The sequence below is a fragment of the Kosakonia sp. AG348 genome (genome assembly GCF_003337365.1).
Classification (GTDB): domain Bacteria; phylum Pseudomonadota; class Gammaproteobacteria; order Enterobacterales; family Enterobacteriaceae; genus Kosakonia.
This window is the reverse complement of sequence record NZ_QPJR01000002.1, coordinates 84402-109285: the sequence shown is the minus strand read 5'-3', so window position 1 is coordinate 109285 and position 24884 is coordinate 84402. Positions and strand designations below refer to the sequence as shown.

Here is a 24884-nt window from a genome sequence, read left to right as displayed (position 1 = left end):
GAGTAGTTAATATCACTAACTAGTGGCGAATTTCATCATGTCGGAACAAAAGGATAACTTGCTCGGCGAGGCCAACAGCTTTATTGAGGTGCTGGAACAGGTTTCGCGCCTCGCGCCCATCGATAAGCCGGTGCTGATCATCGGTGAGCGCGGTACCGGTAAGGAGTTGATTGCAAACCGTTTGCACTTTCTCTCTTCGCGCTGGCAAGGACCGTTCATTTCGCTCAATTGCGCGGCGCTGAATGAAAACCTGCTTGATACCGAACTCTTTGGCCATGAAGCGGGCGCGTTTACTGGCGCGCAAAAACGCCATCCGGGCCGGTTTGAACGTGCCGATGGTGGGACGCTGTTTCTTGATGAACTGGCCACCGCGCCAATGCTGGTGCAGGAAAAACTGCTGCGGGTGATTGAATATGGCGAGCTGGAGCGCGTCGGCGGAAGCCAGCCGCTACAGGTCAATGTGCGGCTGGTTTGCGCCACTAACGCCGATCTGCCGCAAATGGTACAGGACGGCACATTTCGCGCGGATTTGCTCGATCGGCTGGCCTTTGATGTCGTGCTCCTGCCGCCACTGCGCCAGCGCCAGAGCGATATCATGCTGATGGCGGATCATTTCGCTATCCAGATGTGTCGGGAACTGAAATTGCCGCTCTTCCCTGGCTTTACCGATCACGCGCGCGACGTGCTGATGGGCTATTCATGGCCGGGCAATATCCGCGAACTTAAAAACGTGGTCGAGCGCTCGGTTTACCGCCACGGCAGCATCGATACGCCGCTTGATGACATCATCCTTGATCCTTTCAACCGTGATATCACTCCCCAACCACAAACCGGGCGGGAAGCAGCCGGGTTACCAGCGTTGCCGCTGGATTTACGCAAATTCCAGTTCGATCAAGAAAAAGCGCTGCTGCAAACCAGCCTGCAACAGGCGAAATTTAACCAGAAACGTGCGGCGGAGTTACTCGGGCTCACTTACCACCAACTGCGCGCCCTGCTGAAAAAGCACCAAATCAGCTGAAATCGCCGACAATAACAGCAGTCGTAAGCAGACATTTGTACGAAGCCATAGCAAGTGCGATACACTTTGCACATGAATTTAAAATCGTTGAAAAAATCATGCGTCTGGTTTTCTCTTCCCTGCTATTGACCGCAAGCCTGGCAACGGGTTTTGCGCAAGCGGCGACACCGCTTTCTGAGCAAGCGGATATTCGCGACAGCGGCTTTGTCTATTGTGTCAATGGCCAGGTCGATACCTTTAACCCGCAAAAAGTCAGCAGCGGTCTGATAGTCGATACGCTGGCGGCACAGCTTTATGATCGCCTGCTGGATGTCGATCCTTATACCTACCGGCTGGTTCCGGAGCTGGCGGAAAGCTGGGAAGTGCTCGATAACGGCGCGACCTACCGCTTTCGCCTGCGCGACGGCGTGGCTTTCCAGAAGACAGCCTGGTTTACGCCGCACCGCACCCTGAACGCCGATGATGTGGTCTTCACCTTCCAGCGCATTTTCTCGCGCAATCATCCCTGGCATAACGTCAACGGCGGTAACTTCCCCTATTTCGACAGCTTGCAGTTTGCCGATTCTGTCGACAGTGTGCGCAAGCTCGATAACCGCACGGTTGAATTTCGCCTGAAAAAACCGGATGCCTCCTTTTTATGGCATCTGGCGACACACTATGCTTCGGTGATGTCGGCGGAATACGCCGCCCAGTTAGAGAAAAGCGATCGCCAGGAGTTGCTTGACCGACAGCCGGTCGGCACCGGGCCTTATCAACTGGATGAATATCGTGCCGGGCAATATATTCGGTTACAACGTCACGAAAAGTTCTGGCGCGGTACCCCATTGATGCAACAAGTGGTGGTCGATCTCGGATCCGGCGGCACCGGGCGCTTGTCGAAGCTGTTAACCGGCGAGTGCGATGTGCTGGCATGGCCTGCCGCCAGCCAGTTGACGATTTTGCGTGATGACCCGCGTTTGCGGCTCACGTTGCGCCCGGGCATGAACATCGCCTACCTGGCGTTTAACACCAACAAACCGCCGCTGAATAACCCGGAAGTGCGCCATGCACTGGCGCTGGCCATTAATAATCAGCGTCTGATGCAGTCGATCTATTACGGAACCGCTGAAACCGCCGCTTCAATATTGCCGCGCGCCTCCTGGGCCTATGACAACGAAGCGAAGATCACCGAGTACGATCCGGCGCAGGCTCGCGAACGTCTGAAAGCGCTGGGGCTGGAAAATTTGACGCTGCAATTGTGGGTGCCGACCAGTTCACAGGCGTGGAACCCAAGCCCGTTGAAAACCGCCGAGCTGATTCAGGCAGATATGGCACAGGTCGGTGTTAAAGTGGTGATTGTTCCGGTGGAAGGCCGTTTCCAGGAAGCGCGGCTGATGGATATGAATCACGATTTAACCCTTGCCGGCTGGGCAACGGACAGTAACGATCCGGACAGTTTCTTCCGCCCGATGCTCAGTTGCGCGGCAATCAACTCACAGACCAATTTTGCGCACTGGTGCAACCGTGAGTTCGACGAGGTGTTACAAAAAGCGCTGGCTTCACAGCAACTTGCGGCTCGCATTGATGATTATGACGAGGCACAGCAGATACTGGCGCGCGAATTGCCGGTGTTGCCGCTGGCATCTTCCCTGCGTTTGCAGGCGTATCGCTATGACATTAAAGGCCTGGTGCTGAGCCCGTTTGGTAGCGCCTCCTTTGCCGGTGTTTCGCGGGAAAAACAAGGGGTATCGCCACAATGATTATCTTTACCCTGCGCCGCCTGTTATTACTGCTGGTCACGCTTTTTTTACTGACCTTTGTCGGCTTTAGCCTGAGCTATTTTACGCCCCACGCTCCGCTTCAGGGCGCGTCGCTGTGGAATGCCTGGGTGTTCTGGTTTAACGGTTTGCTGCACTGGGATTTTGGTGTTTCCAGCATCAATGGCCAGTTAATTTCAGAACAGCTTAAAGAGGTGTTTCCGGCCACTATGGAGCTGTGCCTGCTGGCGTTTGGCTCCGCCTTGTTAGTGGGTATCCCGGTCGGCATGCTGGCTGGTGTGATGCGCGGCAAGTGGCAGGATAAAATGATCAGCGCCTTTGCGCTGCTGGGCTTTTCAATCCCGGTGTTCTGGCTGGCACTGCTCTTAACCCTGTTTTTCTCGCTGAATTTAGGCTGGCTGCCGGTGTCAGGTCGTTTTGATCTGTTATACGAAGTCAAAACGGTGACCGGTTTTTCGCTGATTGATGCCTGGCTCTCCGATTCGCCGTGGCGCGAAGAGATGATTATCAGCGCCTTACGGCATGTTGTGTTGCCGGTGTTAACGCTGGCGGTGGCACCGACTACTGAAGTTATTCGTCTGATGCGCATCAGCACCATCGACGTGTTCGATAAAAACTACATCAAAGCGGCGGCGACGCGCGGCCTTTCGCGGCTGACGATCCTGCGCCGCCATGTTTTGCATAACGCCCTGCCACCGGTGATCCCGCGCCTCGGCCTGCAATTTTCGACCATGCTGACGCTGGCGATGATAACCGAAATGGTCTTTAGCTGGCCTGGACTGGGGCGCTGGTTGATCAATGCGATTCGCCAGCAGGATTATGCGGCGATTTCCGCAGGTGTGATGGTGGTAGGCTCACTGGTTATTATTGTGAACGTGCTGTCCGATATTCTCGGCGCGCTGGCTAATCCGTTGAAACATAAGGAATGGTATGCCTTACGATAGCGTCTACAGCGAAAAACGCCCGCCGGGCGCGCTGCGAACCGCGTGGCGCAAATTTTACGGCGATACCACCGCGATGATCGGTCTGTATGGCTGTGGCGCGTTAGTGCTGCTGTGTATTTTCGGTCACTGGTTTGCCCCTTACGGCATTGACCAGCAATTTCTCGGTTATCAGTTGCTGCCGCCCTCCTGGTCGCGCTACGGCGATGTTTCGTTTTTTCTCGGCACAGATGATTTAGGGCGCGATGTATTAAGCCGGTTGTTGAGCGGCGCAGCACCAACGGTGGGCGGTGCCTTTGTCGTTACGCTGGCGGCAACGCTTTGCGGGCTGGCGCTTGGCGTTTTCGCCGGTTGCACTCACGGCCTGCGCTCGGCGGTGCTGAACCATATTCTCGACACGCTGCTGTCGCTACCGACACTGCTGCTGGCGATTATTGTGGTGGCGTTCGCCGGCCCGCATCTCTCGCACGCAATGTTCGCCGTCTGGCTGGCGCTGCTGCCGCGCATGGTGCGTTCCGTTTACAGCCTGGTGCATGACGAACTGGAAAAAGAGTATGTGGTTGCCGCGCGGCTTGATGGTGCGTCAACCATGAATATTCTCTGGTTTGCCGTGTTGCCGAACATTACCGCAGGCATGGTGACAGAAATTACCCGCGCGCTGTCGATGGCGATCCTCGATATTGCGGCACTCGGTTTTCTCGATCTCGGCGCGCAACTGCCCTCTCCGGAATGGGGTGCCATGCTCGGTGACGCGCTGGAGCTGATTTATGTTGCACCGTGGACAGTAATGCTGCCGGGCGCGGCAATTATGGTGAGCGTGTTGCTGGTTAATATTCTTGGCGACGGTATCCGCCGCGCGATCACAGCGGGGGTGGAATAATGCCGCTTCTTGATATTCGTAATCTCACCATCGAAGTGAAAACCGGTGAAGACTGGGTAAAAGCCGTCGATCGCGTCAGCCTGACGCTGGCAGAAGGTGAAATTCGCGGGCTGGTTGGCGAGTCCGGCTCCGGTAAGAGCTTGATTGCTAAAGCGATTTGCGGCGTTACCAAAGACAACTGGCGCGTCACCGCAGACCGTATGCGCTTTGATGATGTTGATCTGCTGCGCCTCTCCTCACGTGAGCGCCGCAAGCTGCTGGGCCACAACGTATCGATGATTTTTCAGGAACCGCAATCCTGTCTCGATCCCTCCGAGCGCGTTGGCAAACAACTGATGCAGAATATTCCCGGCTGGACGTGGAAAGGCAGCTTGTGGCAACGTTTTGGCTGGCGGAAACGCCGCGCCATTGAGCTGCTGCACCGTGTTGGCATTAAAGATCATAAAGATGCGATGCGCAGTTTTCCTTATGAGCTGACCGAAGGTGAATGCCAGAAAGTGATGATTGCTATCGCGCTGGCTAACCAACCGCGATTGCTGATTGCCGATGAGCCGACGAACGCGATGGAACCGACCACCCAGGCGCAAATCTTTCGCCTGCTCGACAGGCTCAATCAGAACAACAACACCACCATTATGCTGATCAGCCATGATTTGCAGATGCTGAGTAAATGGGCGGATCGCATCAATGTGATGTATTGCGGCCAGACCGTTGAAACCGCGCCAAGCGAAGAGTTGATCGCAACGCCTCATCACCCTTATACGCAGGCGTTGATTCGCGCGATCCCGGATTTCGGCAGCGCGATGCCGCACAAAAGCCGCCTGAATACCCTGCCCGGCGCGATCCCGCTGCTGGAGCAGTTGCCGATCGGCTGCCGCCTGGGGCCGCGCTGCCCTTACGCCCAGCGTAAATGTGTGGAAACGCCGCGGTTAGCCGGTGCAAGAAATCATCTCTTCGCCTGCCATTTCCCGCTGAATATGGAGAGTGAGTGAGATGGTCGAAACCTTGCTTGAAGTGCGCAATCTGAGCAAAACCTTCCGTTATCGCACCGGCTGGTTCCGCCGCCAGACGGTTGAAGCGGTTAAACCGCTGAGCTTTACCCTGCGGGAAAAACAGACGCTGGCGATTATTGGTGAGAACGGCTCCGGTAAATCGACGCTGGCGAAAATGCTGGCCGGAATGGTCGAACCGTCTTCCGGCGAACTGGTGATTGACGATAAACCGTTGCATTACGGCGATTACACGTTTCGCAGCCAGCACATTCGCATGATTTTCCAGGACCCAACCACCTCGCTGAACCCGCGCCAGCGACTGTCGCAAATCCTTGATTTCCCGTTGCGCCTGAATACGGATCTTGAGCCGGAAGTCCGCCAGAAGCGCATTCTTGAGACGCTGCGCATGGTCGGCCTGTTGCCGGATCATGTCAGTTATTACCCCTATATGCTGGCGCCCGGGCAAAAACAACGCCTGGGGCTGGCGCGGGCGTTAATCCTGCGTCCGAAAGTGATTATTGCTGACGAAGCGCTGGCGTCGCTGGATATGTCGATGCGTTCGCAGTTAATTAATCTGATGCTGGAATTACAGGAAAAACAGGGTATCTCTTATATTTATGTCACCCAGCACATCGGCATGATGAAACATATCAGCGATCAGGTTTTGGTTATGCATCAGGGTGAAGTCGTTGAGCGCGGCAGCACCGCCGATGTGCTCGCCTCGCCGCTGCACGATTTAACAAAACGTTTAATTGCCGGGCATTTTGGCGAAGCGTTAACAGCCGATGCCTGGCGAAAAGACCGCTGATTCAATAGTTTCAGTGGTCGGATTAACTCATCCGGCGACTCATGATAGAATCGCCGCGTTTTAACGACGATCGCCCCACATGATGGCGCTCGCCACAACAATGAATATAAGGATTAGAGCTATGGGTTTTCTTTCCGGTAAGCGCATTCTGGTTACTGGCGTCGCCAGCAAACTGTCCATCGCATACGGCATCGCACAGGCTATGCACCGCGAAGGCGCTGAGCTGGCATTCACCTACCAGAACGACAAGCTGAAAGGCCGCGTTGAAGAGTTTGCCGCCCAGTTGGGTTCCAGCATCGTTCTGGAATGTGATGTCGCTAAAGATGAAAGCATCGACGCCCTGTTCACCGACCTGGCGAAAAGCTGGCCGAAGTTTGACGGTTTCGTTCACTCCATTGGTTTCGCACCGGGCGATCAGCTGGATGGCGACTACGTGAACGCGGTAACCCGTGAAGGCTTTAAAATCGCCCACGACATCAGCTCCTACAGCTTTGTGGCGATGGCGAAAGCCTGCCGTGAAATGCTGAACCCGGGTTCAGCGCTGCTGACGCTCTCTTATCTGGGCGCGGAGCGTGCGATCCCGAACTACAACGTAATGGGTCTGGCAAAAGCCTCTCTGGAAGCAAACGTCCGCTATATGGCGAACGCGATGGGTCCGGAAGGCGTGCGTGTCAACGGTATCTCCGCCGGTCCGATCCGCACACTGGCTGCTTCCGGCATTAAAGATTTCCGTAAAATGCTGGCACATTGCGAAGCGGTTACCCCGATTCGCCGCACTGTGACCATTGAGGACGTCGGTAACTCCGCCGCGTTCCTGTGCTCCGATCTCTCTGCCGGTATCTCCGGTGAAGTGGTTCATGTTGACGGTGGTTTCAATATCGCCGCCATGAACGAGCTGGAAATTAAATAATCCCCACCGCCCCTTCTTCTGAAGGGGCGTTTTTCGATATGCCATTCTGATATTTATTATCACCTAACAATCTTTCATCCCTCTCCTTCATTACGCCAGGATTAAGCAGCAAAAAAGATCCGGCGACAATGATATGCCGTCGTATCCGGATCGCCACTTTCAGACCAAGGAACGACCATGGAACAACGCCGGATTGAAGGCAAAAGCCACTGGTATCATGAGACCCAGTCGAGTGCCAGCCGGGCACATGCGCTACCGTTAGTTCCCGAAGCGGCCACAGTAAACGACCCTTTTCTGCTCGACCTCGCCCTGCCGGAGAAACAAAAAACCGACCTTGAAGGCATTGTTTCGTCCGCACGAAAAATCTATGCCCTGCTATTTCCGCAGCGTGTAAACACCAGCCGTTTACGCACTTTCAGCGCCTATGATCGCCTCAGCACCGCCCTTACGGCGGCGCAGGTTTTCGGCGTTCAACGGTTATGCAATCACTACGCCGCGCGGCTGGCACCGTTATCCGGCCCGGACTCGTCACGGGAAAGCAACTACCGACTGGCACAAATTACCCAACATGCGCGGCAGCTTGCCGCCTCTCCCTCGGTTATTGACGCACGTGCGCGACAACAGTTAGAAGACGTAGGATTAACGCTGTATGACCTGGTGATCATCAATCAGATTATCGGCTTTGTTGCTTTCCAGGCGCGCGTTGTCGCCGCCCTGCAGGCATCACTCGGCCAACCGGTGCGGTTTATACCCGGTATGGAAACCCAGCAAGAAGCGGACGCCGCGCTTTTTAGCGATATCGCCACTGAATGGCAGCCCGGTATCGATAGTGTCGATTTACGTACTGCAAATGCGCCGCAAATGGAGTCACTTGCGCGCTGGCAACCGCTGCCGGAACTACGCCTGCTTGCCCCCTTGTTGGCCCATGAACATCTGCTGCTCAATGAGCTGGGTGAAATGAGCGAACAGGTGGCTAAAATCAGCCCCAATAAACAGCAGAGCTGGCTGGTGGCGGCCTACACCGCGCGCCTCAACGGCAGCACGAGCTGCTTTACCCAACAAGTGCAACGTGGCAGTGACAATGAGTTACTAGCGCAGGCGCTGCGCGCCGGCAGCCGCGAGCTCAATCGTGTGCTGGCAGGGAAAAATAAAGAGAGCGCTCTGGTGCAAGCCGTTCAGATGCTTACCTGCGCGCCGGACAGGTTTAGCCCCGCGCAATTTTTACAGCTTGAGGAACATGGCTACAGCCGCCAGGCAGCAATGAGCTTGCTTGTCGCTTGTGCGCTAAATGGCTGGTTAAACCGGCTGCATATCGCCCTCGGGCAAAGCGTGTAGCCGCAGGCGGGTATAGCGCTGCGTAAGTGCTCTTGCCACTGGTTGCGCAGCATGATTTTGCTGAAACAGCGCTTGCCGCAGCAGGAAGAATCGCGTAAAACTGTCAGCCGCTCTTTTAGCCACGAAAATACATAATTATGCTCCAGGACAACCCGCTGCTAGCGCAGCTTAAACAACAACTTCATTCCCAAACTCCGCGTGCGGAAGGTGTTGTAAAAGGCACTGAAAAAGGCTTTGGATTTCTGGAAGTCGACGCGCAAAAAAGCTACTTCATTCCGCCACCGCAGATGAAGAAAGTGATGCACGGCGACAAGATTATTGCCGTCATCCACAGCGATAAAGACCGTGAAAGCGCGGAGCCTGAAGAGCTGGTCGAGCCGTTCTTGACCCGTTTTGTTGGCAAAGTGCAAAAGAAAGACGATCGTCTCTCTATCGTGCCGGATCATCCGTTGCTAAAAGATGCTATCCCCTGCCGCGCCGCCCGTGGCGTTGAGCATGATTTCAAAGAGGGCGACTGGGCCGTCGCTGAAATGCGTCGCCATCCGCTGAAAGGCGATCGCGGTTTCTACGCTGAACTGACGCAGTTTATCACCTTCGCTGAAGACCATTTTGTGCCGTGGTGGGTCACCCTGGCGCGCCACAATCTGGAAAAAGAAGCGCCAAATGGCGTGGCGACCGAAATGCTGGATGACGGCTTGCAGCGTGTGGATTTAACCGCGCTGGATTTTGTCACGATCGACAGCGCCAGCACCGAAGATATGGACGATGCGCTGTATGTTGCGCAGACCGCTGAAGGCGAACTGCAACTGACCGTGGCAATTGCCGATCCTACGGCCTGGATTGCCGAAGGCAGCAAGCTCGATGAGGCTGCGAAGATCCGCGCTTTCACCAACTATCTGCCGGGTTTCAATATCCCTATGCTGCCGCGCGAGCTGTCTGACGATCTTTGCTCTCTGCGCGCCAACGAAGTGCGCCCGGCGCTGGTTTGCCGGATGACGCTGGATGCAGACGGCGCTATCAAAGACAATATCGAATTTTTCGCGGCGACCATTGAGTCGAAAGCCAAACTGGCTTATGACGATGTCTCCGACTGGCTGGAAAACGCCGGTAACTGGCAGCCAACAAACGATGCCATCGCGGCGCAGATCCGTCTGCTGCAGCGCGTCAGCCAGCTGCGCGCCCAATGGCGCCAGAACCACGCGCTGGTATTTAAAGACCGTCCGGATTACCGCTTTGTGCTTGGCGAGAAAGGCGAAGTGCTGGATATCGTTGCCGAGCCACGCCGCATTGCTAACCGCATTGTTGAAGAGTCAATGATTGCCGCCAATATCTGCGCTGCACGCGTACTGCGCGACAAGCTCGGCTTTGGCATTTATAACGTGCACCTTGGTTTCGACCCGGCGAACAGCGAACAACTGGCCGCGATGCTGAAAACGCACGGTATGCATGTTGATGCCGAAGAAGTGCTGACGCTGGAAGGTTTCTGCAAATTGCGTCGCGAGCTGGATGCGCAGCCTTCAGGCTTCCTCGATAGCCGCATTCGCCGCTTCCAGTCTTTCGCGGAAATCAGCGTTGAGCCTGGCCCGCATTTTGGTCTTGGCCTGGAAGCGTACGCGACCTGGACCTCGCCTATCCGTAAGTACGGCGACATGATCAACCATCGCCTGCTGAAAGCGATTATCAAAGGCGAAACGCCGAAGCGCCCACAGGACGATGCCACGGTGCAAATGTCTGAGCGCCGTCGCCTGAACCGCATGGCGGAACGCGATGTCGGCGACTGGCTCTACGCCCGTTTCCTGCAAAACAAAGCCGGTACCGATACCCGTTTCGCGGCAGAAATTATTGATGTCAGCCGCGGCGGTATGCGCGTACGGCTGGTGGATAATGGTGCCGTTGCCTTTATTCCGGCTCCGTTTATTCATGCCGTGCGCGACGAACTGGTGTGCAGCCAGGAAAATGGCACCGTGCAAATTAAAGGTGAAACCGTCTTTAAAGTGACCGACGTTATTGATGTCACGATTGCGGAAGTCCGTATGGAAACCCGCAGCGTTATTGCCCGCCCGGTGCTGTAACGTTTTTTAATCATGGCGCTTTCCAGCCCTGGGAAGCGCCAAATTTCTGTTGCGATGCCACGCGCATTTTTTTCTGAATTCTTCACACAATCCTGCAAAAACGACCACAATAAAACCTCAGGCAACTGTTTGTTTACTGCGGCTTTATGCTATTTATGACAGATCTTTTTTCGCTACCAGGCCGGGTTTTAACAAAACATTCCAAGAAGAAACAACACGTTCATGCCTGATTACCCCCTTTAAAAAGGCGGTTATCCGTCAATAAATTGTGTACCCGTTGCGCTTTTATGTGGGTTGGGAGATTGCATGAAAGACTTTCAGGAACAGAACCTGCTGTTTCGCTATCTGGGTTCGACAAGCCCCTTTTGGCGTTTAACCGCCGACAGTAACGCACTGCACTTTGCTCCGGACGAAAACGCCGATGTCAGCCAGGTTGTTGCGCTGAGCGACGAGCAAGCAGCGCGGATCCGCGAAATGACGGTCATCACGTCCAGCCTCACGATGCATCTCTCTTTATTCGGCGAGGACGTTGCCGTGCACCTCGTCGGCAGGAAAATATCCCGCAAAGCCTGGGCGGGTAGCGCATCGGCCTGGCACGATACCAAGTCAGTAGCCCGCGATCTGGTGCAAGGCCTCTCCTTCGCAGAGCAAGTTGTTTCCGAAGCGAATTCAGTGATTGTGATCCTCGATAAGCACGGGAATATTCAGCGGTTTAATCGTCTGAGCGAAGAATACACCGGCATGAAAGAGCAAGAGGTCATCGGGCAAAACGTTTTTAAACTGTTTATGAGCCGCAGCGAAGCGGTGGCTTCAAAACGCAATATCAGCGGTTTTTTTCGTGACGGTAGGCCATATGAAGTGGAACGCTGGGTTAAAACCCGTAAAGGCCAGCGTTTATTTCTGTTTCGCAATAAGTTTGTTCACAGCGGCAGCGGTAAAAATGAAATTTACCTCATCTGCTCCGGTACGGATATTACCGAAGAGCGGCGTGCGCAAGAGCGATTGCGGGTTCTCGCCAACACCGATACGGTGACGGGTTTACCCAATCGCAACGCTATTAATGAGTTAATTAGCGATGCGATAAGCGCGCGCGGGGAAACGCAGGTCGGCATTGTCTATCTTGATCTGGATAATTTTAAAAAAGTGAATGATGCCTATGGGCATATGTTCGGCGATCAACTCTTGCAGGCAGTCGCGCTGGCCATATTGAGTTGTCTGGACGAAGGCCAGGTGCTTGCAAGGCTCGGCGGCGATGAGTTTATCGTACTGGCAACAGACACTTCGCAGAGCCTGCTGGAAGCGATGGCATCGCGCATTCTGACCCGTTTACGCCAGCCTTTCCGTATCGGCCTTATTGAAGTTTACACCGGCTGTTCGCTGGGCATTTCGCTGGCTCCGCAGCACGGTAATGACCGGGAAAGCGTGATCCGCAACGCCGACACGGCGATGTATACCGCTAAAGAGAGTGGCCGCGGCAAGTTTTGCGTCTTCTCGCCGGAAATGAATCAACGCGTATTTGAATATTTATGGCTTGATACCAATCTGCGTAAAGCGCTGGAAAAAGAGCAACTGGTGATCCATTACCAGCCCAAGATCACCTGGTGCGGCGAAGTACGTAGCCTTGAAGCGCTGGTCCGCTGGCAATCGCCGGAGCGTGGCCTGATCCCGCCGCTGGACTTTATCTCCTATGCTGAAGAGTCAGGTTTGATTGTGCCGCTGGGGCGCTGGGTCATGCTGGATGTGGTGCGGCAAGTGGCGAAATGGCGCGACAAAGGCATATTTGTGCGCGTAGCGGTAAACGTCTCTGCGCGCCAACTGGCGGATCAGACAATTTTCAGCGATCTGAAACAAGCGCTGCTGGATCTTAAATTTGAATATTGCCCAATTGATGTGGAGCTGACCGAGAGCTGCTTGATTGAAAACGAGGAGCTGGCGTTGTCGGTTATTCAGCAATTCAGTGCGCTGGGCGCGCAGGTGCATCTTGATGACTTCGGCACAGGTTACTCGTCCCTGTCGCAACTGGCGCGTTTTCCGCTGGACGCTATCAAACTCGATCAATCTTTTGTCCGCGAAGTGCATAAGCAGCCAATATCGCAATCACTGGTGCGGGCGATTGTCGCCGTCGCACAAGCGCTTAATTTGCAGGTGATTGCTGAAGGTGTGGAGAATGCAAAAGAAGACGCCTTTCTTACAAAGAATGGCGTCAATGAACGGCAGGGTTTTTTATTTGCCAAACCAATGCCCGCTGCCGTATTCGAGCGGTGGTTCAGGCGTTATCAGGCACGTAAATCGCGTTAGCCCGCTTTCAGCGCCACCGCAGCGTGGCGATCCTGTAACAGGACTAAACGTTCCATATAAGCAATATCTTTCGGTTGCAAACAGAAAGCCGAGTCCACCCAGTCTTCGGTAATGTCCATCAGTTCACTGCGCGGTAACTGCAAAACGCGCTGGCGGGCGCGCAGCATTGCCCGCACACCGTTTAACCGGGGTTGCAGGGTATCGATAAAGGTACGTGTCGCAAGGAACCCCTGCCCGGATTCGAAAGAGACATCCACCAGCCCTTGCGCCTCATACCACTCTGCCGCGTGCGACTCCCCTTTGTAGATCAGCTCTTCCGCCAGTTTCATTCCCGAACGACGCGCTACCAGTGAGTACGCGCCCATACCGGGAAAAAGATTGAAGGCGATTTCCGGGAAACCGAGTCGTGCGTCGCGCTGCGCCAGCACGAAATGGTGCGCCAGCGCGGCTTCGAAACCGCCTCCGAGCGCACTGCCTTCGACCATCGCCAGCGAGATGGCTCCCGTGTCAAACCCTCTTGACGCGGCGTGAACACAATCCACGCAGGCGCGGGCATAGGCGCGCAGGGCTTCGCGTCGACCATTCTTGATACAATCAACAAAAAATTGTAGATCGCCGCCGGTGTTGAACATGCCGGGGACTAACGATCCGGTTACCCAAAAATCAACGGCAAATCCCGCTTGTCGGACAAGCCAGGAAATATTCATGATCTCCTCAATTAACGCATGGTTGAAGCAAGGTCTTGGCCTTGCGCGCAGCATCATCCACACGGTACGGCGCTCCTCCTCGTAATAGCCAGAAAGCTGCGTAAAGCGTTCTTCGTCAGTAAACAGTTTGCAGGTGGTCTGGTTGATAATCGTCATTGCTTTATCCTCCGGTAATAAAAGCGCATTGCGCGCACTGCAAGACTAATCCACCGCCAGAGCCAGCTCTTTGTTGCGTAATGAATATATAATTGGCGCTTATAAGTTTTTGAGATTTCCTTTTTTTCCTTCTCTTTTTAAACTGTTTTCTGCATCATTGAATTCATTCGTTTTTCGACATAAAGGTGAAGGTATGGCAGACATCGACGTGAAACACCTTGCCGGCCGGATAGATACCGTTCTGGATATTCTGGTTGCGGGGGATTACCAATCCGCCATTCGGAACCTGGAAATTTTGAAGGCGGAATTATTGGATCTCGATAACAACGATAAAGCGGCCTCTTCTGGTGCGCCGAAAACACCCTGGGAAATTTAACTACCCTTATTTTCGCCATGACGCGGCAGCCGGGAATGCGACGCGCGTACTGGCGATTCCCTTTCTTCAAACCATTATTCGAAATATGTGGCTATGAATTCCCGACAACAACTTATTTTGCAGACGGTCATCGACAAGGGCCAAATGAGTGTTACAGACCTCGCGCGTATGACCGGGGTATCTGAAGTCACGATTCGTCAGGATCTGAATACGCTCGAAAAACAAAGCTATTTGCGCCGTACGCATGGTTTTGCTGTGCCGCTGGACAGTGACGATGTAGAAACACGCATGATGAACAACTACACCGTGAAGCGTGATTTGGCTGATTTTGCAGCATCGCTGGTGAGTTCAGGTGAAACAGTGTTTATTGAAAATGGCAGCAGTAACGCCCTCCTCGCCCGTAAACTGGGCGAACAGCGTGATATCACCATTATCACTGTGAGCAGCTATATAGCTCATCTGCTCAAAGAAGCGTTGTGTGAAGTGATCCTGCTTGGCGGCATTTATCAGAAAAAGAGTGAAAGCATGGTCGGCCCGCTGACGCGCCAGTACATTCAGCAGGTGCATTTCAGCAAAGCCTTTATCGGGATCGATGGCTGGCAACCGGAAACGGGTTTTACCGGGCGCGACATGATGCGTACTGACGTGGTCAATGCCGTGCTGGAAAAAGGCAGCGAAGCGATTGTGCTCACCGATAGCTCCAAGTTTGGCGTAGTCCATCCTTATACGCTTGGCCCCGATGAACGCTTTCAGCGGGTGATCACCGATTCAGCCCTTAAGCCGGAAGCACATCTTCAACTGCAGCAAAAAGGCCTGATTGTCGATATCGTTAACACTGGCGGGTTTCGCTAATCCTGTTAGCCCGCGGCGCGGGCTATCTCCCTCATATCTGAGACTATTCTGACGTTTCGATTAAGACTATTTACCTGTCTTGTTACCGGTCTGCGCGTAAAATTATTATTAGCGATATAACAGGAAGTGACTATCACTGACGTGATTGAATTATACCTGCGCAGCAAGGTTTCACGGGGAATCTTTAGGTCCGCTCACAGGCACTATACTTAAAGAGAACATTCTTCCGTGAATCGATTATTCAGGAGAAAGTATGATGATGTTAACAAGCAAAAAAATGGCCGCAGCAGTACTGGCAGTTACCCTGGCAATGTCTCTGAGCGCTTGTGGTCACTGGTCTAAACGCGATCGTAATACCGCAATCGGTGCGGGTGCGGGTGCGCTTGGTGGTGCTGTGCTGACGGATGGTAGTACGCTCGGTACGCTGGGCGGTGCAGCTGTCGGCGGTATCATCGGTCACCAGGTTGGTAAGTAATTGGTCATTTAAACGGCGACAATAAAAAATAATACTTTCTTTTTCAGGTCTACGTTTCACAGTGTAAATAATAAGGCCGCGGTAATAATCGCGGCCTTTCTGTATTCTGGTTTAACCACCCGCTAATTTCACTTTCATCCCTTTGGCTTCCAGCAATGATTTGAGTAAATCACGTTTGTCGCCTTGGATCTCAATGACGCCCTCTTTCACCGAACCACCGCAGCCGCATTTTTTCTTTAATTCTGCGGCCAGCTTAGCCAGTGCTTCATCATCTTCATCAATGCCGGTTATCAGGCACACGCCTTTGCCTTTGCGGCCGCTGGTCTGACGCTGGATACGTACAACACCATCACCTTTCGGGCGTGTATGTTGCTCTTTTGGCTCGTCAATGCGCCCGGTTTCGGTCGAATAGACCAGACGGCTGTTGTCGTCTTTCATTATTCCCCCATACCCAACGATGCATTAATCGCTTTAAGTGTTTTCGCCGGGTCGGCAGACTGCGTAACCGGACGGCCAATCACCATATAGTCTACGCCTGCCGCAAGCGCCTGTTCCGGCGTCATGATGCGGCGCTGATCGCCAGACTCGCTGCCGACTGGGCGTATTCCTGGCGTGACCAGTTTGAATTCCTTGCCTAATGCGTTCTTAAAACGGACAGCTTCCTGAGCGGAGCAAACAACGCCATCAAGGCCACATTGCTGCGTAAGGCGAGCCAGGAGCTCCGCATGCTCTGCAGGCAATGCGTTGATGCCAAGATCCTGTAAATCACTCGCTTCCATGCTGGTCAATACGGTGACGGCAATCAGTAACGGCGCATCTTTACCAAACGGAAGCAGCGCTTCTTTCGCAGCCGTCATCATCCGCGCGCCGCCAGAAGCATGCACATTCACCATCCAGACACCTAAATCTGCCGCCGCTTTCACCGCATGCGCTGTCGTGTTGGGAATGTCATGGAATTTCAAATCGAGAAAAATATCGAAACCGCGCTGTTGCAGATCGCGCACCAGTTGCGGGCCGAATAAGGTGAACATCTCTTTGCCAACTTTCAGGCGGCAATCACGCGGATCGATACGGTCAACAAACGCCATGGCCGTGTCGCGGTTATCGTAATCAAGTGCTACTACAATCGGGGAAGCAGTAACGGTGCGGGAAGTCGATAAAACAGTAGACGTCATGATCAGACCTTCTGAAATGAGGGCACCCGCTCAGGCGCGAGAAGAATAAACGGCGAGCATTCTACCCGTGAGCGCGTAGAAATAACAGGTTCGATTTTTTGCTGCTAAGCGAAGACCAGCGCAGATGCCGCAGAGTCAAAAAAACATCATTAGTATGTTGTAACTAATGATGTTGTTTTTAAAAATTACTGGCCATCCAGGCCGCGAATCGGTTTAACGGTCGACCACGCCCGGCAAGACGGACAATGCCAGTACATGGTAAACGCGGTGAATCCACATTTATGGCAGCGATAACGGGGTTTACTGCGCACCTGCTCGCCCACCATTTCACGCAGCACCATCAGACTCTCTTTGGCGCGCCCCTCTTCGGCTTCGTTGAGGTGGTAATCCATTAGCTTATGGAAAACGCGCATGGTGGGATGCCGCTGCAGTTGTCGCGTAACATAACTCTGCGCCGCGTCAGGCCCATCGCGGCGCTCCATAATATCTGCCAACATCAATTCGGCAGTCGCACCGGTGTTTTCTTCCACGCAACGCTGTAAAAATGCTGCCCATTCATCATTTTTACCCAATTGCTGATAGCAGGTTTGCAGCATTTCCAGCGTTTCGCTGACGAGTTCTTTATCCTGATCGATAACGCGTAACAGGCTCTCCACCGCTTTTGCATAATCGCCATCGGCCATAAACACACGGCCCATCATGATAGAGACGCGCGGGCTGTCACGATCGGCGGCAGCGCCTTTTTTCAGCAATGCCATCGCCCGCCCCATCTCTTCGTTGCCCATCTGCTGCAACGCCAGCTCACAGTAGAAATGCGCGATTTCGCCCCGCTGCTTATCTTTGCCGAGTTTCACTAGCCGCTCAGCGACATCGATGGCTTTTTGCCACTCACTGGTCGCCTGATAAATTTGCAGCAATTGCTGGAGCGCACCGACCCGAAAATCAGTTTCATCCACCAATTGGTTAAACATATCTTCCGCGCGATCATACATACCGGCCGCCATATAGTCGCGGCCAAGTTGCTGCACCGCCAGCAGGCGCTGGTCGTAAGAGAGGGACGCGCTTTCCATCAATGTCTGATGAATACGGATTGCACGGTCAACCTCACCGCGCGAGCGAAAAAGGTTGCCGAGAGTGAGGTGCGCTTCAACGGTTCCGGTGTCCTCTTTCAACATATCGAGGAACAGATCAACCGCTTTATCTTGCTGATTACTCAGTAAAAGGTTAACCCCGGCGACGTATTCACGTGACAGCCGGTTAGCCTCATCCTGTTTCGTCTGTTGAGCATTTCTGCGCCCCATATACCAGCCATAGGCAGCCGCGACAGGTAACAACAGAAACAACAACTCCAGCATAAAATATTATTCCTTCACTGCCGTTGAGCCGGTTGCAACCGTAACAGTTGTGGCAGGAGTAAGCTGGTGCTCAAGACGTTTGATTTTACGTTCGGCGCGCGCCAGAGAAACGCGAACGCGTAGCCAGAAAAGGCCACAAATCAGCCAGCCGATAATAAAACCAGCAGCAAACAGCACGGCCAGCAGCGTGGAAATCCTGTATTCACCCTGTGCGAGCAAATAGTTGAATGTGACTTGCTGATCGTTTTGCGCGCCAAGGGTAATCGACACAACAAAAATCGCTAACACCAGTAAGAAAATGAGTAAATATTTCACATTACGTCCCGTTATGTGCTGCCGAGCGATGAATTTATATGCAACGACTGCATTCAGCCCTATAAACTACCATTTTAGCGCCCGGCGCGAAATGGAAATGCATGATGTTAAATTCTGATTTGCGGGCGAAACAGCGGAAATCAACCCTCTTGATCGCGAGCAATAATTTCCGGTACTTCTTCCGCAGGCGGCGTGAGCGGGCCACAAATACGCTGGGCAAGCCAGGTCGCCAGCGTCACAAGCAGCCAGGATATCAACGTCGCAACCACCAAATCGCGCGGCCAGTGCATGCCTAACAGCAGCCGGCTCCCCATCACGCCTGTCGCCCACACAAGCAGCACAGCAATCGTCCATGTGCGTCTGCGTGGCCACAGCAACCCCACGGCTAATAATGCCCAACTTGCGGCAAACATGGTATGTCCGGAGGGAAATGCGAAACCCGTCTCTTTTTGCCAGTGTTTACGTAAAAACCCAGGAATATCATGCTGGCTGGAGAGCTGTTTTTTCACTAACTCTCCCCGGTCCTTACGTTTCAAAGTGTAGAACTGTTCGGCCTGAACATCGTGCGTTTTTTCCAGCCACAGGACGAAAGGTCGCGGCTCCTGAACACGCTCTTTGACAAAAGATTTAACCCCCTGTCCTGCCAAAATCGCGCAGCCAAGAATAACGAACAGCATCACTGCAGCCTTGAGGCGAAAACGCAGGCACCAGAGAAACCACACGCACAACACGACATGCGTGATAATTCCCCACGGTTGGGTAACGGTTTCTGTTAACCAGTATAAAAAATGCAGCCACCAGCGGGTTTGCCCCGGCTCCCAGTTCCAGCCGGAAATCCACATTATCAGCGGCATTATCAATAAAATCGCCGCACCTGCTGTTGTTCGCATTGCAATGGAAAGCATCTTTTCTCCTTCTGATTTCGCGAACCAATATAACTGAAAAATAACATTTCCGCTGAAACCTGCGCATTTGTGCGTTTAAACTGTAATGCGTGGGTCACCTGTAGGCGATGCGTAATGCATTGTGGCAAAATGAGGTTATACAGAAGGCCAACAGGCTACAGGTGCGCAGTGCACCACTAAAAATCCGGAGATTCACATGCAACTTAAACGTGTGGCAGAAGCCAAACTGCCAACCCCATGGGGCGACTTCCTGATGGTGGGTTTTGAAGAACTGGCAACCGGGCAGGATCATGTCGCTCTTGTTTTCGGTGATATTTCCGGGCAACTGCCCGTACTTGCGCGCGTTCACTCCGAGTGTCTGACCGGCGATGCCTTGTTCAGCCTGCGCTGTGATTGCGGTTTTCAGCTTGAAGCGGCACTCAATCACATTGCAGAAGAAGGACGCGGCGTACTGCTTTATCATCGCCAGGAAGGCCGTAACATCGGTTTGCTGAATAAAATTCGCGCGTATGCGTTGCAGGATCAGGGCTATGACACCGTTGAAGCGAACCATCAGTTAGGTTTTGCTGCCGATGAACGCGACTTCACGCTTTGCGCGGATATGTTTAAATTGCTGGCGGTAGACGAAGTTCGTCTGCTGACCAATAATCCAAAAAAAGTTGAAATCCTTACCGAGGCAGGAATCAATATTGTAGAGCGCGTACCGCTGATCGTCGGGCGTAACCCGAAAAACGCGCACTATCTCGATACCAAAGCAGAAAAAATGGGGCACCTGCTGAAATAAGCGCCCCATCGGTGATGAAACAGGCCTGCAAATGCAGGCCTTTGTTTTAGTTTAACATATTACGGATCACGTAATGCAGAATGCCATCGTTGCGGTAATAGGTCAGCTCCGTCGAGGTATCAATGCGACAGCGGCACGCCAGCGTCTCCTGCTTACCATCGGCGCGGGTTAATGTCACGGATAAGGTTCCACCGGGCGTGATATTTTGCAGATCGACAACGTCCAGCTTTTCCTCCCCCGTCAAAGCCAGCGTCTTTCGCGTCACGCCTTGTGGGAACTCAAGCGGCAGGATCCCCATACCAATCAGGTTGGAACGGTGAATACGCTCGAAAGATTCAGCAATTACCACCCGAACTCCCAACAAGCGCGGCCCTTTTGCCGCCCAGTCGCGGCTGGAGCCTGAACCATACTCTTTGCCGGCAATCACCGCCAGCGGCGTACCCTCTTGCTGGTAGCGTACCGCGGCATCATAAATAGAGACCACTTCGCTGCCCGGCAAATGACGCGTCATGCCGCCTTCAACGCCCGGCACCATTTCGTTGCGAATACGGATATTGGCGAATGTCCCGCGCATCATTACTTCATGATTGCCACGTCGCGAACCATAGGAGTTAAAATCCCGGCGCTCGACGCCATGGCTTTGAAGATAGCGGCCCGCCGGACTGTCCGCTTTGATACTGCCTGCTGGCGAAATATGGTCGGTCGTGACCGAATCACCGAGCATCGCCAGGATCCGCGCCCCATGAATATCTTCCACCGGTTTTGGCTGCGCCTGCATATCTTCAAAGAAGGGTGATAACCGGATGTAAGTCGAGTCATTCTGCCAGCTATACGTATCGGAGTGCTCAACCTCAATCGCCTTCCACTCCGGCGTGCCTTCAAACACCTCGGCATACTCCTTGCGGAACATTTCAGTTGAGACTTGCTCAACCGCACGGGCGATCTCACTACTTGTTGGCCAGATATCTTTCAAATAGACCGGATCGCCCTTCCGATCATGACCGAGCGGGTCGGTGGCGAGGTTGATATTCATATTGCCCGCCAGCGCATAAGCCACCACCAGCGGCGGTGAAGCAAGCCAGTTCGTTTTTACCAGGGGGTGAATACGTCCTTCGAAATTGCGGTTGCCTGAAAGCACCGCACCAACGGTAAGATCGCCTTCACGGATCGCCTGTTCAATAGGCTCAGGTAACGGTCCAGAGTTACCGATACAGGTAGTACAACCGTAACCGACAAGGTTAAAACCCAGTTCATCCAGATAAGGCGTTAATCGCGCCTGCGCCAGATAGTCAGAAACCACTTTCGAACCAGGCGCCAGCGATGCTTTCACCCATGGCTGTCGTTTGAGCCCGGCGGTGACCGCTTTTTTGGCCAGCAGCCCGGCGGCCATCAACACACTGGGGTTTGAGGTGTTGGTACAAGAAGTGATCGCAGAAATCACTACCGCACCGTCCGGCAATTCATATTTCTGCCCGTTCAGCACGTACTCGACCGGTTTGCGATCTTTTTGCGCCGTGTTCAGTTCAAGTTCTGAGCTGGCTGCAAAGGCTTTAGGCACATCGCTCAGCGCGACACGATCCTGAGGGCGTTTTGGCCCGGCGAGGCTCGCTTCGACGTCGTGCATGTTCAGTTCAAGTGTGCTGGTAAAGACAGGTTCATCGCCCGGGTTACGCCACATACCTTGAGCTTTCGCATAAGCCTCCACCAACGCGACTTGCTCTTCGCTACGGCCACTCAGGCGCATATAATCGAGCGTCACGCCATCGATAGGGAAAAAGCCGCAGGTTGCGCCATATTCCGGGGCCATATTGGCAATGGTGGCGCGGTCGGCAAGCGGCAGCGAATCAAGGCCATCGCCGTAAAACTCAACAAATTTACCGACAACGCCGTGTTTGCGCAGCATTTGCGTGACCGTCAGCACCAGATCGGTTGCCGTGATCCCTTCTTGCAATTTACCGCTCAGTTTAAAACCGACAACATCAGGGATCAGCATAGAGACCGGCTGCCCGAGCATCGCTGCTTCGGCTTCAATCCCGCCCACGCCCCAGCCCAATACACCGAGGCCATTAATCATGGTGGTATGAGAGTCAGTGCCGACAAGCGTGTCAGGATAGGCAACCCACTCTTTGCCCTGCAATTCGCTCCAGACCGCTTTGCCGAGGTATTCGAGATTTACCTGGTGGCATATTCCTGTTCCCGGCGGCACCACGCTGAAACGGCTAAACGCCTGCTGGCCCCAGCGCAGGAAAGCATAACGCTCATGGTTACGTTCCATTTCAAGACGGACGTTCTCTTCGAAGGCGTCATCATCACCGAAGTGATCAACGGTCACGGAGTGGTCAATCACCAGATCGACCGGGGATAGCGGGTTCACTTTAGCGGTATCGCCCCCAAGACGTTTCACCGCTTCACGCATCGCCGCTAAGTCAACGACGGCGGGAACACCGGTAAAGTCCTGCATCAGAACCCTTGCAGGGCGATAAGCGATTTCGCGATCGGCGTGCGCACTGTCGAGCCAACCGGCCAGAGCACGGATATCTTCTTCAGTGACAGATTCTTCATCCTGCCAGCGCAGGAGATTTTCGAGTAAAACTTTTAGCGACTTGGGTAACCGCGCGATATCCCCAAGTTGTTTAGCGGCCAGCGGCAAGCTGTAGTAGTGATAAGTTTTGTTCTCTGCCTGCAACGTGTCCTTACTGGCTTCGCGTAGGGTTGACGACATGTGCTCCTCCTTAATTACAGGGATTGCTTACCCTGATGCTCTTCAGGGTCTGTATTAAAGATAACACAAACATATCGTAACGTTTTGATAACAACCAAAATTGCTACAAAAGGGAAAATCTTTCAGGAGAAGGGAAATAAAAAACCTCGCTGATGCGAGGTTTTTCAATTCATTAGCGAAGGGCAGCCCAGAGAATCTGTCCCCAGAAAAGAATGGAAACAGAAAAAGCGGCTAACCACGACCAGTATTTCATTCCGCAATCATTACTCATAAATTTATTACCAGAAAATCTATTCATTAAAACTGAGTCATTACTCAATTCATTTATGCTGTGTATTAATTAAAGAGTACAAAAGAACGCATCAATGAATAGCCGGGATAATTTCCCACGTTTATTCTGATGATATTTTTATTGTTTTTTGATGTCGTCTTCAGAGAAGGCATCAATAAAAGCTTGTTGCTGCGGCGTCAGCTTCCAGGAAGCCGGAATAGAGGTCACAGGTTTCTTTTTCGCTTTAGCTGGTGTGTCATGCAGTTGACATACTTGCTTAACCGGTTCGAATCGACCCGCTATAGCCATTTTAACCCCAGAATTTCCAGATCAATAACGCGACGACTGCCCAAAACACGGCAGAGCCAAGAAATACCGCCAGCCAGGCTTTACGCTTAAGCTCAGGGTCCCTTTGCGGCTCTTCACTTCCTGATGGCATTGCTAACCTCGTACAATCGACATCACTTATCATTTTGGGTACCAACAATCGGTGTAATTAATCATGAGATGAGACAAATCCTAAAAGAACTTTAGCCGAAAATCCAGTGAATTTACTCACCAATTCCAAAGAAATATTTAATCTTTTGACCCGAAATAAATTATTGAAGTAATAAATTTGCAGAGCGGCAATTTAGTTTCTATTTTTGTCGCTAAATAGTGACAGTGTCGGGTTTAAAATTGTGAAGGCAATCACCCGGAAAGGTGATTGTATCAAAGATGAAGATAATTCTAATTTGGCTTTAGGAGACATTATGGGTATCTTTTCGGGCGATAAGATACCCTACGGCATTATTTCTGCGGCAACTTAATATCTTTAAACATCGCTTCTATATCTTCATTAGAACGCAACGCCACGGCTGCATCGACCACATCGCGCGTTAAATGTGGCGCGAAGCGCTGAATAAAATCATACATATAGCTGCGCAGGAACGTGCTGCGACGGAAACCTATTTTTGTGGTGCTGTGGCTGAAGATTTCGTGAGCATCCAGTTTAACAAGGTCCGGATCGGAGATCGGATCCACCGCCATGCTGGCAATAACCCCTACTCCCAGCCCGAGTCTGACATATGTTTTGATAACGTCTGCATCTGTCGCGGTGAAAACGATTCGTGGCGTCAATCCTGCTCGATTAAACGCTGTGTCGAGTTCTGAACGTCCGGTGAAGCCAAAGGTGTAAGTCACCAGTGGATATTGCGCCAGCTCATCAATACTGACGGACTGCTTAGACGCCAGCGGATGATCGGGTGTCACCACGATCGAGCGATTCCAGTGGTAGCACGGTAACATCACCAGATCATCGTAAAGATGCAGCGCTTCAGTGGCGATGGCGAAATCAGCATTGCCTTTAGAAACCGCTTCTGCAATCTGCGTCGGCGATCCCTGGTGCATGTGCAATGAAACGCGCGGATAGCGTTCGATAAACCCTTTAATCACATTCGGCAGCGCATACCGCGCCTGGGTATGCGTGGTAGCTACATACAGCGAGCCCTTATCCGGCCAGGTGTGTTCCCCCGCCACCGATTTAATTGCATCAACTTTGGACAATACTTCACGCGCAATGCGGATGATTTCCTGCCCGGCGGGCGTCACCTGAGTGAGATGTTTGCCACTGCGGGCGAAGATTTGTATGCCGAGCTCATCTTCCAGCATGCGGACTTGTTTACTGATGCCAGGCTGAGAGGTATAGAGCCCTTCCGCCGTGGAAGAGACGTTGAGGTTGTGATTCACCACCTCGACGATATAACGAAGCTGCTGTAGTTTCATAACAGACCATCCGAAG

25 protein-coding genes are annotated in these 24884 nt (G+C 53.0%); 14 read left to right on the top strand and 11 right to left on the bottom strand.

Annotated elements, in window-relative coordinates; all coding sequences use genetic code 11:
- Window positions 1-22: 22 nt before the first annotated feature.
- The 10 genes from pspF to pdeR all read left to right on the top strand — a co-directional run bounded on the left by pspF (window position 23) and on the right by pdeR (window position 13011).
- The gene (gene pspF, locus DFO56_RS04365) at window positions 23-1018 is read left to right on the top strand and encodes a phage shock protein operon transcriptional activator (RefSeq protein ID WP_161796279.1); all 996 of its coding nucleotides are present in this window, start codon (window positions 23-25) and stop codon (window positions 1016-1018) included.
- A 98-nt stretch (window positions 1019-1116) separates the two neighbouring features.
- Complete coding sequence (gene sapA, locus DFO56_RS04360) at window positions 1117-2757, top strand: ABC transporter substrate-binding protein SapA (protein ID WP_045508082.1); 1641 nt, start codon at window positions 1117-1119, stop codon at window positions 2755-2757.
- Complete coding sequence (gene sapB, locus DFO56_RS04355; protein WP_016495891.1) at window positions 2754-3719, top strand: putrescine export ABC transporter permease SapB; 966 nt, start codon at window positions 2754-2756, stop codon at window positions 3717-3719. The genes sapA and sapB overlap by 4 nt, the downstream gene beginning before the upstream one ends.
- Entirely contained in the window at window positions 3706-4596 is an 891-nt protein-coding gene (gene sapC / locus DFO56_RS04350) for a putrescine export ABC transporter permease SapC (RefSeq protein ID WP_016495890.1), read from the top strand. Before sapB ends, sapC begins: the two co-directional genes overlap by 14 nt.
- Window positions 4596-5588, top strand: coding sequence for a putrescine export ABC transporter ATP-binding protein SapD (gene sapD, locus DFO56_RS04345; RefSeq protein WP_016495889.1), 993 nt, complete (start codon window positions 4596-4598; stop codon window positions 5586-5588). The genes sapC and sapD overlap by 1 nt, the downstream gene beginning before the upstream one ends.
- A gap of 1 nt (window position 5589) precedes the next feature.
- Window positions 5590-6396: a putrescine export ABC transporter ATP-binding protein SapF gene (sapF, locus tag DFO56_RS04340; protein WP_016495888.1), complete on the top strand. Its 807-nt coding sequence runs from the start codon at window positions 5590-5592 to the stop codon at window positions 6394-6396.
- Between the two features lie 121 nt (window positions 6397-6517).
- Window positions 6518-7306, top strand: coding sequence for an enoyl-ACP reductase FabI (gene fabI / locus DFO56_RS04335; protein ID WP_016495887.1), 789 nt, complete (start codon window positions 6518-6520; stop codon window positions 7304-7306).
- A gap of 177 nt (window positions 7307-7483) precedes the next feature.
- Entirely contained in the window at window positions 7484-8641 is a 1158-nt protein-coding gene (locus DFO56_RS04330) for a hypothetical protein (protein WP_045508078.1), read from the top strand.
- A 137-nt stretch (window positions 8642-8778) separates the two neighbouring features.
- Window positions 8779-10713 (top strand): exoribonuclease II, encoded by a 1935-nt coding sequence (locus tag DFO56_RS04325; RefSeq protein WP_045508075.1) that lies wholly within the window; start codon window positions 8779-8781, stop codon window positions 10711-10713.
- Window positions 10714-11019: 306 nt separating this feature from the next.
- A complete protein-coding gene (pdeR, locus tag DFO56_RS04320; RefSeq protein ID WP_045508072.1) occupies window positions 11020-13011 on the top strand; it encodes a cyclic di-GMP phosphodiesterase in 1992 nt (663 codons plus the stop codon).
- On the opposite strand, the gene DFO56_RS04315 is transcribed toward pdeR, so the two are convergent.
- A complete protein-coding gene (locus DFO56_RS04315; RefSeq protein ID WP_016495883.1) occupies window positions 13008-13874 on the bottom strand; it encodes a crotonase/enoyl-CoA hydratase family protein in 867 nt (288 codons plus the stop codon). The two genes, pdeR and DFO56_RS04315, sit on opposite strands and share 4 nt — an antisense overlap.
- Window positions 13875-14067: 193 nt before the next feature.
- Here DFO56_RS04315 and DFO56_RS04310 point away from each other — a divergent pair, with 193 nt between their 5' ends.
- The 3 genes from DFO56_RS04310 to osmB all read left to right on the top strand — a co-directional run bounded on the left by DFO56_RS04310 (window position 14068) and on the right by osmB (window position 15577).
- Entirely contained in the window at window positions 14068-14250 is a 183-nt protein-coding gene (locus DFO56_RS04310) for a hypothetical protein (protein WP_016495882.1), read from the top strand.
- 93 nt (window positions 14251-14343) lie between these two features.
- On the top strand, window positions 14344-15102 hold the full coding sequence (locus DFO56_RS04305; RefSeq protein WP_044489347.1) for a DNA-binding transcriptional regulator YciT: 759 nt from the start codon (window positions 14344-14346) through the stop codon (window positions 15100-15102).
- Window positions 15103-15358: 256 nt separating this feature from the next.
- Complete coding sequence (gene osmB / locus DFO56_RS04300) at window positions 15359-15577, top strand: osmotically-inducible lipoprotein OsmB (protein WP_025263597.1); 219 nt, start codon at window positions 15359-15361, stop codon at window positions 15575-15577.
- 111 nt (window positions 15578-15688) lie between these two features.
- Here the strand turns inward: osmB and yciH are convergent, their stop codons facing one another.
- From yciH to pgpB, 5 genes are all read right to left on the bottom strand, one after another.
- The gene (yciH, locus tag DFO56_RS04295) at window positions 15689-16015 is read right to left on the bottom strand and encodes a stress response translation initiation inhibitor YciH (protein ID WP_016495879.1); all 327 of its coding nucleotides are present in this window, start codon (window positions 16013-16015) and stop codon (window positions 15689-15691) included.
- A complete protein-coding gene (gene pyrF / locus DFO56_RS04290; RefSeq protein ID WP_045508068.1) occupies window positions 16015-16752 on the bottom strand; it encodes an orotidine-5'-phosphate decarboxylase in 738 nt (245 codons plus the stop codon). The genes yciH and pyrF overlap by 1 nt, the downstream gene beginning before the upstream one ends.
- 185 nt (window positions 16753-16937) lie before the next feature.
- Entirely contained in the window at window positions 16938-18107 is a 1170-nt protein-coding gene (gene lapB / locus DFO56_RS04285) for a lipopolysaccharide assembly protein LapB (RefSeq protein WP_045508065.1), read from the bottom strand.
- 6 nt (window positions 18108-18113) lie between these two features.
- On the bottom strand, window positions 18114-18422 hold the full coding sequence (locus DFO56_RS04280; protein ID WP_045508064.1) for a LapA family protein: 309 nt from the start codon (window positions 18420-18422) through the stop codon (window positions 18114-18116).
- Between the two features lie 140 nt (window positions 18423-18562).
- Window positions 18563-19327: a phosphatidylglycerophosphatase B gene (pgpB, locus tag DFO56_RS04275; RefSeq protein WP_045508061.1), complete on the bottom strand. Its 765-nt coding sequence runs from the start codon at window positions 19325-19327 to the stop codon at window positions 18563-18565.
- A 196-nt stretch (window positions 19328-19523) separates the two neighbouring features.
- On the opposite strand from pgpB, the gene ribA reads away from it, so the two are divergent.
- Window positions 19524-20111, top strand: a complete 588-nt coding sequence (ribA, locus tag DFO56_RS04270; RefSeq protein WP_016495874.1) for a GTP cyclohydrolase II — start codon at window positions 19524-19526, stop codon at window positions 20109-20111.
- A 46-nt stretch (window positions 20112-20157) separates the two neighbouring features.
- Here the strand turns inward: ribA and acnA are convergent, their stop codons facing one another.
- The 5 genes from acnA to cysB all read right to left on the bottom strand — a co-directional run bounded on the left by acnA (window position 20158) and on the right by cysB (window position 24868).
- A complete protein-coding gene (acnA, locus tag DFO56_RS04265) occupies window positions 20158-22833 on the bottom strand; it encodes an aconitate hydratase AcnA (RefSeq protein ID WP_045508060.1) in 2676 nt (891 codons plus the stop codon).
- Window positions 22834-23005: 172 nt separating this feature from the next.
- Window positions 23006-23104, bottom strand: a complete 99-nt coding sequence (gene ymiC, locus DFO56_RS24880; protein WP_233500384.1) for a small membrane protein YmiC — start codon at window positions 23102-23104, stop codon at window positions 23006-23008.
- A 138-nt stretch (window positions 23105-23242) separates the two neighbouring features.
- On the bottom strand, window positions 23243-23413 hold the full coding sequence (locus tag DFO56_RS24790; RefSeq protein ID WP_016495872.1) for a hypothetical protein: 171 nt from the start codon (window positions 23411-23413) through the stop codon (window positions 23243-23245).
- A gap of 1 nt (window position 23414) precedes the next feature.
- Window positions 23415-23576, bottom strand: coding sequence for a YmiA family putative membrane protein (locus DFO56_RS04260; protein ID WP_082071763.1), 162 nt, complete (start codon window positions 23574-23576; stop codon window positions 23415-23417).
- A 317-nt stretch (window positions 23577-23893) separates the two neighbouring features.
- Window positions 23894-24868, bottom strand: coding sequence for an HTH-type transcriptional regulator CysB (gene cysB / locus DFO56_RS04255; RefSeq protein WP_016495871.1), 975 nt, complete (start codon window positions 24866-24868; stop codon window positions 23894-23896).
- Window positions 24869-24884: the final 16 nt, after the last annotated feature.

Excerpts from the sequence above, each read along its gene's own strand:
- sapD (WP_016495889.1), top strand. The coding sequence starts at position 4,596 with ATGCCGCTTCTTGATATTCGTAATCTCACCATCGAAGTGAAAACCGGT.
- DFO56_RS04310 (WP_016495882.1), top strand. The coding sequence starts at position 14,068 with ATGGCAGACATCGACGTGAAACACCTTGCCGGCCGGATAGATACCGTT.
- sapB (WP_016495891.1), top strand. The coding sequence starts at position 2,754 with ATGATTATCTTTACCCTGCGCCGCCTGTTATTACTGCTGGTCACGCTT.
- fabI (WP_016495887.1), top strand. The coding sequence starts at position 6,518 with ATGGGTTTTCTTTCCGGTAAGCGCATTCTGGTTACTGGCGTCGCCAGC.
- ribA (WP_016495874.1), top strand. The coding sequence starts at position 19,524 with ATGCAACTTAAACGTGTGGCAGAAGCCAAACTGCCAACCCCATGGGGC.
- DFO56_RS04260 (WP_082071763.1), bottom strand. The coding sequence starts at position 23,576 with ATGATAAGTGATGTCGATTGTACGAGGTTAGCAATGCCATCAGGAAGT.
- lapB (WP_045508065.1), bottom strand. The coding sequence starts at position 18,107 with ATGCTGGAGTTGTTGTTTCTGTTGTTACCTGTCGCGGCTGCCTATGGC.
- acnA (WP_045508060.1), bottom strand. The coding sequence starts at position 22,833 with ATGTCGTCAACCCTACGCGAAGCCAGTAAGGACACGTTGCAGGCAGAG.
- pgpB (WP_045508061.1), bottom strand. The coding sequence starts at position 19,327 with ATGCTTTCCATTGCAATGCGAACAACAGCAGGTGCGGCGATTTTATTG.
- DFO56_RS04330 (WP_045508078.1), top strand. The coding sequence starts at position 7,484 with ATGGAACAACGCCGGATTGAAGGCAAAAGCCACTGGTATCATGAGACC.
- DFO56_RS04315 (WP_016495883.1), bottom strand. The coding sequence starts at position 13,874 with ATGACGATTATCAACCAGACCACCTGCAAACTGTTTACTGACGAAGAA.
- sapC (WP_016495890.1), top strand. The coding sequence starts at position 3,706 with ATGCCTTACGATAGCGTCTACAGCGAAAAACGCCCGCCGGGCGCGCTG.
- yciH (WP_016495879.1), bottom strand. The coding sequence starts at position 16,015 with ATGAAAGACGACAACAGCCGTCTGGTCTATTCGACCGAAACCGGGCGC.
- sapF (WP_016495888.1), top strand. The coding sequence starts at position 5,590 with ATGGTCGAAACCTTGCTTGAAGTGCGCAATCTGAGCAAAACCTTCCGT.
- DFO56_RS04305 (WP_044489347.1), top strand. The coding sequence starts at position 14,344 with ATGAATTCCCGACAACAACTTATTTTGCAGACGGTCATCGACAAGGGC.
- DFO56_RS24790 (WP_016495872.1), bottom strand. The coding sequence starts at position 23,413 with ATGGCTATAGCGGGTCGATTCGAACCGGTTAAGCAAGTATGTCAACTG.
- cysB (WP_016495871.1), bottom strand. The coding sequence starts at position 24,868 with ATGAAACTACAGCAGCTTCGTTATATCGTCGAGGTGGTGAATCACAAC.
- DFO56_RS04325 (WP_045508075.1), top strand. The coding sequence starts at position 8,779 with ATGCTCCAGGACAACCCGCTGCTAGCGCAGCTTAAACAACAACTTCAT.
- sapA (WP_045508082.1), top strand. The coding sequence starts at position 1,117 with ATGCGTCTGGTTTTCTCTTCCCTGCTATTGACCGCAAGCCTGGCAACG.
- osmB (WP_025263597.1), top strand. The coding sequence starts at position 15,359 with ATGATGTTAACAAGCAAAAAAATGGCCGCAGCAGTACTGGCAGTTACC.
- pyrF (WP_045508068.1), bottom strand. The coding sequence starts at position 16,752 with ATGACGTCTACTGTTTTATCGACTTCCCGCACCGTTACTGCTTCCCCG.
- pdeR (WP_045508072.1), top strand. The coding sequence starts at position 11,020 with ATGAAAGACTTTCAGGAACAGAACCTGCTGTTTCGCTATCTGGGTTCG.
- ymiC (WP_233500384.1), bottom strand. The coding sequence starts at position 23,104 with ATGAGTAATGATTGCGGAATGAAATACTGGTCGTGGTTAGCCGCTTTT.